Origin of the sequence: Streptomyces lonarensis (assembly GCF_012033735.1) — a bacterium.
Classification (GTDB): domain Bacteria; phylum Actinomycetota; class Actinomycetes; order Streptomycetales; family Streptomycetaceae; genus Streptomyces; species Streptomyces lonarensis.
In genome coordinates this window covers 1-11105 of the sequence record NZ_JAAVJD010000174.1, presented here as the reverse complement: position 1 = coordinate 11105, position 11105 = coordinate 1, and the positions used below count along the sequence as shown (strand labels likewise).

The following is an 11105-nucleotide window of genomic DNA, read 5'->3' as shown; positions in this document are numbered from 1 at the left end:
GGCGGGCCGGCGGTGGGTGCCCGGGAGGCACCGACCGCCGGCCCGGTCGCCGGTCCGCTCAGGAACGGGCTGTCGCGCGCTCCAGCGTGAAGGCGCCGTGCAGCCGCAGCTCGTCGCCGGCCATCACGCGGAACGGACCGGCGCAGCGTTCCTCCCGGTCCTGGGGCAGCCGGTAGCCGGAGGGGGCGTCGACCACGCAGAGCGTCGAGGAGCTGGGGGCGACGTCCTCGATCGTGCAGCCCTCGCGGGTGGTCACGCACACCCCGGCCACCCGGCCCTGGGCGTCGGTGAGTTCCAGCACCACGCCCGGAACGTCCGCGCCGCGACCCGCCTCGACGGCCCGCGCATGGACGGTCGCGGTGGTCCGGGCGGGAGTGTCGGCGGCCTCGGAGCCGCTGCCGGCCTCCGTCGCCCCGTCGGCCCCGTCGTGGGCGGCCGCGTCACCGGCCGGCACGTCCTCGCCGGTTCCGGCGTGCGAGCCCGGCAGGCACCGGACGGTGCCGACGGCGAGCCGGGAGGGGTTCTGACCGGCCAGTTCGACGCGCAGCGCGGTCACGGTGAGGGAGCCGTCCGGCGCGCGCAGCTGCTCGTTGAGCACGATCCGGCCCAGCCCCGAGGGCAACTCGATCTCGGTGTTGGGCGCGGGCGCGTGGTCGAGCCGCAGCGCGGCGAGCCGACCGGGGAAGAGACGGGCGTCGACCAGGGTGGCCGCTCCGTCCGTGGTGCCGTCGGCGCGGGCGGTGCAGCGGGCGTCGACGGCGCCGTGCTCGACCGTGGCCGACCCCAGGTCCATTCGCAGCGAACCGGCACCGGCAGTGGCGTCCACGGAGCCGGAGCGGTCGACCCGCGTCTCGGCGTAGAGGACGGTCGCCCAGCCCACGCCGTCGACGGAAAGCCGCTGCGTGCTCTGCGCCGCGGGCCCCTCGGCGAGTGCGGCGCGCGCCTCGTCCAGCCGGGTCGCGGGGGTCTCGCTGACGAGGCTGAGCCCCTGGCCCACGGCGTCGGCGCCGGAGGAGGTGGCCGACAGGCTCTCGGATGCGGGCAGCGGCCGCAGCGACGGCGGCGGCGCCGGCGCCGCCGCGCCGGGAAGGGAACCGCCGCCGGCTGCGTCGGCAGCGGACGCTTCGTGGGCCGCGTCGGCTTCGGAGGCTGCGGAGGCTTCCGGGGCACCGGGGGCCGCGGGCGGCGCGGCTTCGACGGCGAAGGCCGGTTCCGCCGCGGCGGAGAGGCCGGTCGCGGAGGCGGTGGGTGCGAGCAGCGTGACCACGGCGGCGGTGGCCAGCGCGCGGGCGGTGCGACGGGGGAGGGGAGAGGGCATGCAGGTACTCCTTCGGCCGGTCCGGTGCGACGGGATCGATCCGACGGCGCAGCCGGACAGCGGACAATGAGAACAACGAGTGATCAGATGAGAACACAAGGTGATGATTCGGTGACGGACCCAAGCTCTCACCGCGCCGCCGGCCGTTCCCCTGGAGTCGGTCCGGCCGGGTGACACCCGCCGCCGGACGGCTGACCGGCCACCCCGTCCGGCCCACCGCCCCTCTCCCGCCACCTGACGTGACCGGCGGGCGGCGGGGGCGGGCGACGCGCCGGGCTGTCCGAGGCGTGCCGCACAATGGGGGACGTTCGGCGGGTGCGCCCCGGAGCGGCGGCACGAGATGTGGGAGAGCGATGGCGGTCTGGGACGACCTGGTGGGCCAGGGCCCGGTGGTGGAGCAGCTGACCGCCGCCGCCCGCGACGCCGATGCCTACGTCACCGCGGCGGCTGCGGGTGAGACGCCGCAGGTCTCCGGATCGGCGATGACCCATGCCTGGCTCTTCACCGGGCCGCCCGGCTCGGGCCGCTCGACCGCGGCGCGCGCCTTCGCCGCGGCGCTCCAGTGCGTCTCCCCGGACCGCGCCCTCGGCGGCGCGCCCGGCTGCGGGTTCTGCGACGGCTGCCACACCGCCCTGATCGGTACCCACGCCGACGTCGAGGTGGTGCGGACCGACCTGCTGACCATCGGCGTGAAGCAGACCCGTGAGCAGGTGCGGCGCGCCCAGCTCTCCCCGGCGGTCGGCCGCTGGCAGGTCATCGTCCTGGAGGACGCCGACCGGCTGACGGAGGGGGCGGCGAACGTGCTGCTCAAGGCCGTGGAGGAGCCCGCCCCGCGCACCGTCTGGCTGTTGTGCACCCCGTCGGTGGAGGACGTGCTGCCGACGATCCGTTCGCGCTGCCGCCTGCTCGCGCTCCGCACCCCCTCCGTCGCCGCCGTCGCCGACGTGCTGGTGCGGCGCGACGGCGTCCCGCCGGAGCTGGCGGCGGGTGCGGCCCAGGCGGCGCGCGGCCACATCGGCCGGGCGCGGCGCCTCGCCACCGACGAGCGGGCCAGGGCCCGCCGCGAGGCGGTCCTGCGGATGCCGCGCCGGGTCGGGGACGTGGGCGGCGGGCTGAAGGCCGCGCAGGAGCTGATCGACGCGGCCACCGAGGACGCCAAGCAGCTCTCCGAGGAGCTGGACGAGAAGGAGACCGAGGAGCTGCGCGCGGCGCTCGGCGGCGGCGACGGCAAGCGGATGCCGCGCGGCACGGCGGGCGCCATGAAGGAGCTGGAGGACCGCCACAAGCGTCGCGCCACCCGCGTGCAGCGCGACGCGCTGGACCTCGCGCTGACCGACCTCACCGGCTTCTACCGCGACGTGCTGGCCCACCAGTTCGGTACCTCGCTGGCCGCCGCCGGCGGCAGTACCGAGCAGAGTGTGGCCGAGGCGGCGGCGGCCTCCCGGCCCGAGCAGACGCTGCGCCGTATCGAGGCGATCCTCGCCTGCCGCGAGGCGCTCGACCGCAACGTGTCCCCGCTGCTGGCGGTGGAGGCGATGGCCATGACACTGCGCGCCCCCTGACACCGTGATCCCCCGCCCGCCCGGCCCGGCACCGCGGTCGGCGCGCGGCGGCGGCCTCACGCCGCCCCGACCGGGCCCGATGTACACAGACGTACAAGATGGCTGACCCGCCCGGCAGTTGGGCTGCCCGCACCGGACGCCCGGCGGGCCCGATACGCTCGTTGCTCAGCGATCGTTCACCACCGTCCGCACCGATGCACTGGGGAACCATGCCCGTCACCCGTTCCTTCCGAGCCCCCGCCGTCGCGCTCACCGCGGCGGCCGTGCTGCTTTCGGGCTGCACCACCGGCGACCCGGAGGACGAGTCGTCTCCCTCCGCGGCAGCGCCCGGCACCGAGCCGGTGGGCGAGGCGAGCCCGGTGCCCGACGACCTCGCGGAGGAGCTGCTGCCGTACTACGAGCAGGAGCTGAGCTGGCGGGACTGCGGCGTCCCCGGCTACCAGTGCGCCACCCTCACCGCACCGCTCGACTACGCGCAGGCGGGCGCGGACGACCTCCAGCTGACCGTCTCCCGGAAGCGGGCGACCGGCCCGCGCGAGGAGCGGATCGGGTCGCTGCTGGTCAACCCCGGCGGCCCCGGCGCCTCCGCCATCGACTACCTCCAGGGATACGCCGGGACGGGGTTCCCCGAGCCGGTGCGCGCGGGGTACGACATGGTGGCGCTGGACGCCCGCGGCACCGGCCGCAGCGAGCCCGTCGAGTGCTGGGACGGCAGCGCGATGGACGCCTTCACCCAGGTCGACCGGACCCCCGACGACGAGGAGGAGGAAGAGGCCCTGGTCGAGGCCCTCACCGAGTTCGGCGAGGGGTGCAGCGCCTCCTCCGGCCGCCTGCTCGAACACATCTCCACCGATGAGTCGGCCCGCGACCTCGACCTGCTGCGCGCGGTGCTCGGCGACACCCGGCTCCACTACTACGGCGTCTCCTACGGCACGCAGCTCGGCGCCGTCTACGCCGACCTCTTCCCCGAGCGCGTCGGCCGCCTCGTGCTGGACGCCGCCATCGACCCCCGCTTGGACGCGCTGGAACGCGACCGGCAGCAGGCCGCCGGCTTCGAGACGGCGCTGGAGGCGTTCCTCGCCAACTGCGACACGCAGCGAGACTGCCCGGTCGACGGTGCCGCCGCTCTCGCGGAGCTCTTCGAGGAGCTCGACGAGGAACCGCTGCCCACCGGTGAGGACCGGCGGCTCACGGAGTCGCTGGCCACCACCGGCGTCGCCCAGGCGCTCTACTCCCCGGCGCTCTGGCCCGAACTGCGGGACTCGCTGCGGGCCGCCGGGGAGGGCGACGGCGCCCCGCTGCTGCGACTGGCCGACGCCTACCACGACCGGGACGCCGCCGGGAGCTACGGCACGATCATGTACGCCTTCCCGGCGATCAGCTGCCTGGACGCCCCGCCCGCGCTCGCCGACGCGCAGGAGGTCCGCGCGGCGCTCGACTCCTTCGAGGAGGCGTCGCCGACCTTCGGCCGCGACTTCGCCTGGGCGACGCTGATGTGCGCCACCTGGCCGGTGGAGGCCAAGGGCGAGCCGGGTCCCGTCACCGGCGAGGGCGCGGACGACATCCTGGTGGTCGGCACCACCCGTGACCCGGCGACGCCCTACGCCTGGGCCGAGGGGCTCGCCGAGCAGCTGGAGTCCGCGACGCTGCTGACCTACGACGGCGACGGCCACGGCGCCTACGGGGCCGACCCGTGCGTCGACGACACGGTCGGCGCCTACCTGCTCGACGGCACCGTCCCCGGACCCGACGCCGCCTGCTGACGCACCGCCGCCCGCGCGGCCGGCCCCGGACCGTCCGGAGGGGCGGGGCGGGCGGGGCCGGGTTCAGCCCGCCGCGCCGCCCTCGGCCGGCCCCGACCCCGATCCCGGCCCCGATCCCGCCCAGCGGTACCGGTGCTCCGGGCGTCCCGCCGTGCCGTAGCGCATCCGCAGCTCGGCGCGTCCGTCTGCGCACAGGTGCTCCAGGTACCGGCGCGCGGTGACCCGGGAGACCCCGGTCCGCTCGCTGACGTCCACCGCCGACAGGTCGCCCTCCGCCTCCCGCAGCGTCCCGGCGATCAGCTCGTTGGTCGCGGTGGTCAGCCCCTTGGGCAGCGAGCGCCCGGCCGCCGCAGGGCGCAGCAGCCCGAACAGCCGGTCGACGTCGTGCTGCGTGGTGGCGGGCCCGGCGTCCACCATGCTGCGCCGCGCCACGGCGTACCGCTCCAGCTGGTCGCGGAGCGCGGTCAGCGGGAAGGGCTTCAGCAGGTAGTGCACCGCCCCGCCGTGGAGCGCAGCGCGCACGTGCTCGATGTCCCGGACCGCGGTGATCACCAGGAAGTCCACCGGGTGGATGCCGCCCTCCGGGGCGCGGACCGTCCGCAGCACGGAGGTGCCGGTGCCGTCCGGGAGGTAGAGGTCGAGCAGGACCAGATCGGGGCGGAGCCGCTCGATCTCGGTCAGGGCGTCGGCCGCGGTGTGCGCCACGCCGATGGCGGTGAACCCCGGGAGCGACTGCACCAGGTCGTGGTGGTTGCGGGCGACCCGCACGTCGTCGTCGACGACCAGCACCGTGATCATCTGCGGCCCGCCCGTCCGTGCGGCGCCGACGCTCCGGCGCTCCGGCCGTGGGGCGCCGGCGGCGTATCGGGGGCCGTGTCGGGGCTTCCACCGCCGGGTCGCGCCCCGCGCGGGGCCTCGCGCTCGACGTCGGGCAGATAGGCGGTGAACACTGCTCCCTCTTCGTTCTCCTGCGTCAGTACCTCCACCCCGACGGTGCCCCCGCGACTTTCGCAGACCTGCCGCACGAGCGCCAGCCCCAGGCCGCGGGTTCCGCCGCGGGAGACCTTGGTGGTGAAGCCGTAGTCGAAGATCTCCTCCGCCAGGCCGCCGGCGACGCCGCGCCCGGAGTCGGTGACCCGGACCTCCACCAGGTCGTGCGGCAGCTGCTCCGGGACGGCCGGGTGGGTCCGCACCAGCAGCTCGACCCAGCCGCCCGGGCCGGTTTCCGCGACCGAGTCCAGGGCGTTGTCCACCAGGTTGCCGACGACCAGCAGCACGTCGTCGCGGAGCGCGCCGTGCAGCCGCTCCGGCACCTGCGTCATCGGGGAGAGCCGCAGCTCGGAACCGCGCTCGGAGGCCTGGGCCGACTTGGCGAGGGCGAGGGCGGCGACGGCCGGGTCGGCCACGCTGCGGCTGATCTCGCCGCTGGTCAGCGCGTGGGCGGCCGACAGGTCGGTCAGGTAGTCGCGGGCCTCGGCCACCGCGCCCAGCTCCAGCATCCCGGCGACGGTGTGGATGCGGTTGGCGTACTCGTGGGACTGGGCGCGCAACCCGCGGGTCACCGTCCGGGCGCCGTCGAGCTCCCCGGTCAGGCGGTCCAGCTCCGTGCGGTCGCGGAAGGTCACGACCGCGCCCGCGGCGCGGCCGTTGACCCGCACGGGCATCCGGTTGCAGACCAGGATGCGGGCCCCCTCCAGCACGATGCGGTCCTCGCCGGGATCGGCGCCCGAGACGACGTCCAGCAGCCGGTCCGCCGGGCCCAGCTCGGCCAGCGGCCGGCCCTCGCTGTCCTCCGGGAGCCCCAGCATGCGGCGCGCCGGCGGGTTGACCAGCGTCACCCGGCCCTCGGTGTCGACGGCGAGCACCCCCTCGCGCACGGCGTAGAGCAGCGCCTCCCGGCCCTCCAGCAGCGCGGTGATCTCCCCGGGCTCCAGACCGTGGGTCTTGGCGCGGACGCGCCGCGACAGCACGAACGCGCCGGCCCCGCCGAGCAGCAGCACGGCGACGGTGGTGCCGAGGATCGACGGGAGGGCGTTGTTCACCTCGGTGTGGATCTCCGAGGTGAGGATGCCGACGGAGACGTACCCCACCAGCCGGCCCTCGGCGCTCCCGTCGTGGGTCAGCGGGACCTTGGCGCGGACCGTCGTGCCGCGGGTCCCGGTCTCCACCCCGCTCCACTCCTCGCCCGCCGCGGCCGGCCCCGGCGGCGTGGAGACCAGCTCGCCGATGAGCGCCCGGTTGACGTGCGACATCCGGATGCCGTCGGTCGTGGCGACCACGATGTACTCGGCCCGCGTCGCCTCCCGGACGGCCTCGGCACGCGGCGAGATCACCGCCGCCGGGTCGGGGGTGCCCATGGCGCCGCCCACCTCGGGCATCGCGGCGACCGAGCGCGCGATGGTGAGGACCCGCTCCGCGTACTGCCGGTCCAGCTCGCGGTCGAACTGGGCGATCCACAGGACGCCCGTCGCCGCGAGGGCGAGCGCGAGCAGCGTCGCGTAGCCGACGAACAGCGAGCCGGTGAGGGAGAGCGGGCGGGGGCGCGGGAGACGCATGGTGTTCCTGGCGGTTCCTGGGGTGCGGTGGTGGTGGCGGGGCGGCCGGGCGCTCCGTCCCGTGACGTTAGTGCGGCGGAGGGCCGACGGGGGAGAGGCGGTGGGCACGGTTCGGGATCGGTTCCGCCACCGGGAGGCCACCGGGGGGCCACCGGGTGGCGGGCGGGCGGTCTGCGGTCGGGGTGACGCGGTACAGGGGTCGGGACGGGCGCGTGCGGGGCGGCGACGGGGTCGCGGCGGTCGCGCGACCCCCGCCGGACCCGGGCCGACCGGCCCTTCGGCACGGCCCGTACCGGCCTGGTGCCGGTGGGTCAGGTCACACCCCGATCACGTCTCCGCGACCAATACGACCAGTATGACGCCAGTGTTAACAGCTCTCGTACGCGCCTGTAACCCCGCTCACACTGTGGTGCACCGCGGTGCGGCGGCCTGGACGGGCCTGCCCGCACGCGGTGGAGAGCCGGCGCCCGCCTCGCGCGGTCGGCCCCGACCGTGAAGGCAAGGCAGGAAAGGACGTGCGGCATGAGGACGCCCAAGGCACTGGGACAGGGGGTCGGCATAGCCGCCGCCTGCGTCCTGGTCGGCGTCGCACTGGTCGACGTGCACCAGAGCGCCGCGTCGGGCAGCGGCCCGAACGAGAAGCTGATGCTGATCGCCCCCGCCGCCCCCGGCGGCGGCTGGGACACGCTCGCCCGCGAGATGCAGAACGGCCTGCGTGAGGAGGACCTCCGCTACAACATCGAGGTCTCCAACGCGGAGGGCGCCGGCGGCACCATCGGGCTGACGCAGACGGCCAACCGCCAGGGCCAGGCCAACGTGCTGACCATGTCCGGGCTGGGCATGGTCGGCGCCGTGGAGACGCTCGGCTCGCAGCACACCATGGCCGACGCCACCCCGATCGCGCAGATCGCCTCCGAGTACCTCGCGGTCGTCGTACCGGCGGACTCGCCCTACGAGACGCTGAACGACCTCGCGGACGACTGGGAGGAGCAGGGCCGTCAGCTCCCCGTGGCGGGCGGTTCGATGGGCGGCGTCGACCAGATCTTCACCGCGCGCGTCGGTCAGGCCATGGAGGTCGACCCGAGCGTCATCAACTACCTGCCGTACTCGGGCGGCGGCGAGGTCGTCACCTCCATGCTGTCGGGCACCTCCAAGGTCGGCTTCGGCACGCTCGGCGACTTCAGCGACCAGATCGACCGCGGCGCGCTGCGGGCCCTGGCCGTCTCCTCACCGGAGCGGCTGGAGGGCGTCGACATCCCCACCGCGCTGGAGCAGGGCTTCGACGTGGAGATGTCGAACTGGCGCGGGGTCATCGCCCCGCCCGGCATCACCGACGAGGAGGCCGAGCGGCTGGAGCAGCTCGTCGCCGAGCTCCTGCAGACCGACTCCTGGGCCGACACGCTCGAACGCAACAGGTGGACCGACACGTATCAGGACCGCGCCGAGTTCACGGCGTTCCTGGAGGAGGAGATCGCGGTGACCACGGAAACCGTGAAGGCGCTGGGGCTGTGATGGCGAACCGCGACGACAACCCGGCCGGCGGCCCCGGCACCACCGGCGGAGACACGACGCCCGCCGAGGACACCGCCACCGCGGCCCCGACCGCGGCCACCACGACCGCGACCGCCGATCCGGCAGCCGAAGGGGACGCGGCGTCGGGCGCTCCGGCCGACACCACCCCGGCCGGCGAGGAGCCGACCGAGGAGGCCGCACCCGTCCACGACCCCGAGTCCGCCCCCTGGACCGGTCCCGGCGCGTGGGTCTTCCCCGGCCTCGTCGCCCTCTTCGGCGTCATAGCCGTCTGGGGCGCGCTCACCATCGAGTCCCCGCCCAACAGCGCACCCCCCGGGCCGAGCGTGGTGCCCGGCGTCATCGGCGTGCTGCTGCTGGTGGTCGCCGCCAAGATGGCGGTCGACAACCTGCGCGTGGCCCGCGCCCTCGCCGCCGGGGCCGACTTCGGCCCGCCCGCGCCGCCCACCGAGTGGTCGCCCGTGCTGCTGACCCTCGGCGCACTCGCCGTGCACGTCGCGCTGCTGGAGCCGCTGGGCTGGTTGCTGGCCGGGACCCTGCTGTTCTGGGGCGTCTCCTACGCCTTCGGCGCGCGCAACCCGCGGCGTGACGCGGTCGTTTCCCTGTCCATGTCGGCCGCCGTACAGGTCGGATTCTCGTTCGGTCTGGGCCTGAACCTGCCCGGCGGCGTTCTGGAGATGGTGCTGTAACCATGGAAGCCCTCAACCTCCTCGGCGAGGGTCTCGCGGCAGCGCTGACCCCGAACAACCTCCTGTGGGCCCTGTGCGGCGTGCTGCTGGGCACCGCCGTCGGCGTCCTGCCCGGCATGGGCTCGGCCATGGCCGTCGCCCTGCTGCTCCCGGTCACCTTCCAGATGGACGCCACCAGCGCGTTCATCCTCTTCGCCGCGGTCTACTACGGCGGCATGTTCGGCGGCGCGACCACCTCGATCCTGCTGAACACCCCAGGACAGGCGTCATCGATCGCGACGATGTACGAGGGCCACAAGATGGCGCTCGCCGGCCGGGCGCCGCAGGCGCTGGGCACCGCCGTCATCGGCTCCTTCGTCGCCTCCATCGTCGGCACCCTCGCCGTCGCCATGTTCGCGCCGACCATGGTGAACTTCGCCCTGAAGTTCGGCCCCGGCGAGTACTTCGCGCTGACGATCTTCTCGTTCGTCGCCGTTGCCGCCGTCGTCTCCGGCTCCGTCATCCGCGGCGTGGCGTCGCTGCTCATCGGCCTCGCCATCGGCCTGGTCGGCATCGACAGCCAGAGCGGCGCCCCCCGCTTCGACTTCGGCTCCGCGGTCCTGCTGGACGGCGTCAACATCATCATCGTCACCGTCGGCATGCTGGCGCTCGGTGAAGTGCTGTACGTGGCGGCACGAGGCCGCAACGCCCCCGACCTCAGCCGCATCCGCTCCGGCAAGCCGTGGCTGAAGAAGCGCGACGTGCGCCGTTCCTGGCCCGCGTGGTTGCGCGGCACCGCCCTCGGGACCGCCTTCGGCCCCATTCCGGGCAGCGGCGCCGAGATCCCCACCTTCCTCTCGCTCGGCGCCGAGCGCCGACTGGCCAAGCGGCGCGAACAGCGCGGCGGCGAGAAGAGCGAGTTCGGCAAGGGCGCCATCGAAGGTGTCGCCGGCCCCGAATCCGCCAACAACGCCAGCGCCGCCGGCACCCTCGTGCCGCTGCTCGGCCTCGGCCTGCCGACCTCCGCCACCGCGGCGATCATGCTCGCCGCGTTCCAGCAGTACGGCCTGCAGCCCGGACCGGTGCTCTTCGAGCGCAACGGCGACCTGGTCTGGACCCTGCTGGCCTCGCTGCTCATCGGCTCGGTGCTGCTGCTCGCCATCAACCTGCCGTTCGCCCCGCTGTGGGCGAAGCTGCTGAAGCTGCCCAAGCCGTACCTGTACGCCGGCATCACCCTCTTCTCGGTGCTGGCCGTGTACGCCATCAACGGCTCGGTCGTGCACCTGGTGATGCTGCTGGTCATCGCGGCGCTCGCCTTCGGGATGCGCCACTTCGGCGTCCCGGTGGCGCCCGCCCTGATCGGTGTGGTGCTGGGGCCGATCGCCGAGACCGAGCTCCGCCGCGCGCTCGCCGCCTCCGACGGCGCCCCGTCGATCCTGGTGGGCAGCGGTATCTCGATCGGGCTCTACGTGATGGTGGTCATCGCCGCTCTCCTGCCGCTCGCGGCCAAGGTCCGCCGTGCGCGCCTGGCCGAGAAGGCCGGCAAGGAGCGCGCCGGTACCGCCGCCTGACGCGGTCGCGCGCCCGGCCTTCCCGCCGGCCCCGGGCATGCGCGCCGCAGCCGCCCCCGCAGCCCCGAGCGCGGGGGCGGCGCCCCGCCCGGCCGCCCCCCTTTCGGGCCGGGCGGTGGAACGGTCGAGGCCGGGACG

General features: G+C 75.0%; 8 protein-coding genes. 5 read left to right on the top strand and 3 right to left on the bottom strand.

Translation table 11 applies throughout. From position 1 onward, the window contains the following. Positions 1–58: 58 nt before the first annotated feature. Positions 59–1318 (bottom strand): choice-of-anchor P family protein, encoded by a 1260-nt coding sequence (locus HCN56_RS18880; protein ID WP_167972726.1) that lies wholly within the window; start codon positions 1316–1318, stop codon positions 59–61. A 353-nt stretch (positions 1319–1671) separates the two neighbouring features. Between HCN56_RS18880 and HCN56_RS18875 the strand changes: the two genes are divergently transcribed. Continuing rightward, on the top strand, positions 1672–2880 hold the full coding sequence (locus HCN56_RS18875) for a DNA polymerase III subunit delta' (protein ID WP_167972723.1): 1209 nt from the start codon (positions 1672–1674) through the stop codon (positions 2878–2880). Between the two features lie 209 nt (positions 2881–3089). After that, positions 3090–4643, top strand: a complete 1554-nt coding sequence (locus HCN56_RS18870) for an alpha/beta hydrolase (protein WP_167972728.1) — start codon at positions 3090–3092, stop codon at positions 4641–4643. Positions 4644–4706: 63 nt separating this feature from the next. On the opposite strand, the gene HCN56_RS18865 is transcribed toward HCN56_RS18870, so the two are convergent. Together HCN56_RS18865 and HCN56_RS18860 are read right to left on the bottom strand one after the other, a co-directional pair. Beyond that, on the bottom strand, positions 4707–5441 hold the full coding sequence (locus HCN56_RS18865) for a response regulator (protein WP_167972721.1): 735 nt from the start codon (positions 5439–5441) through the stop codon (positions 4707–4709). Beyond that, entirely contained in the window at positions 5438–7198 is a 1761-nt protein-coding gene (locus HCN56_RS18860; protein WP_167972719.1) for an ATP-binding protein, read from the bottom strand. The genes HCN56_RS18865 and HCN56_RS18860 overlap by 4 nt, the downstream gene beginning before the upstream one ends. A gap of 522 nt (positions 7199–7720) precedes the next feature. Here HCN56_RS18860 and HCN56_RS18855 point away from each other — a divergent pair. The 3 genes from HCN56_RS18855 to HCN56_RS18845 are packed head-to-tail and all read left to right on the top strand — an operon-like array spanning position 7721 to position 10967. Next, complete coding sequence (locus tag HCN56_RS18855) at positions 7721–8710, top strand: Bug family tripartite tricarboxylate transporter substrate binding protein (RefSeq protein WP_167972717.1); 990 nt, start codon at positions 7721–7723, stop codon at positions 8708–8710. After that, a complete protein-coding gene (locus HCN56_RS18850; RefSeq protein WP_167972715.1) occupies positions 8710–9417 on the top strand; it encodes a tripartite tricarboxylate transporter TctB family protein in 708 nt (235 codons plus the stop codon). The genes HCN56_RS18855 and HCN56_RS18850 overlap by 1 nt, the downstream gene beginning before the upstream one ends. A gap of 2 nt (positions 9418–9419) precedes the next feature. Further along, positions 9420–10967 carry a tripartite tricarboxylate transporter permease gene (locus HCN56_RS18845; protein ID WP_167972713.1) on the top strand — a complete coding sequence of 516 codons (1548 nt, stop codon included), beginning with the start codon at positions 9420–9422 and terminating at the stop codon, positions 10965–10967. Positions 10968–11105: the final 138 nt, after the last annotated feature.

Coding starts and splice junctions, on each gene's coding strand:
- HCN56_RS18880 (WP_167972726.1), bottom strand. CDS start 1,318: ATGCCCTCTCCCCTCCCCCGTCGCACCGCCCGCGCGCTGGCCACCGCC.
- HCN56_RS18870 (WP_167972728.1), top strand. CDS start 3,090: ATGCCCGTCACCCGTTCCTTCCGAGCCCCCGCCGTCGCGCTCACCGCG.
- HCN56_RS18875 (WP_167972723.1), top strand. CDS start 1,672: ATGGCGGTCTGGGACGACCTGGTGGGCCAGGGCCCGGTGGTGGAGCAG.
- HCN56_RS18865 (WP_167972721.1), bottom strand. CDS start 5,441: ATGATCACGGTGCTGGTCGTCGACGACGACGTGCGGGTCGCCCGCAAC.
- HCN56_RS18855 (WP_167972717.1), top strand. CDS start 7,721: ATGAGGACGCCCAAGGCACTGGGACAGGGGGTCGGCATAGCCGCCGCC.
- HCN56_RS18860 (WP_167972719.1), bottom strand. CDS start 7,198: ATGCGTCTCCCGCGCCCCCGCCCGCTCTCCCTCACCGGCTCGCTGTTC.
- HCN56_RS18845 (WP_167972713.1), top strand. CDS start 9,420: ATGGAAGCCCTCAACCTCCTCGGCGAGGGTCTCGCGGCAGCGCTGACC.
- HCN56_RS18850 (WP_167972715.1), top strand. CDS start 8,710: ATGGCGAACCGCGACGACAACCCGGCCGGCGGCCCCGGCACCACCGGC.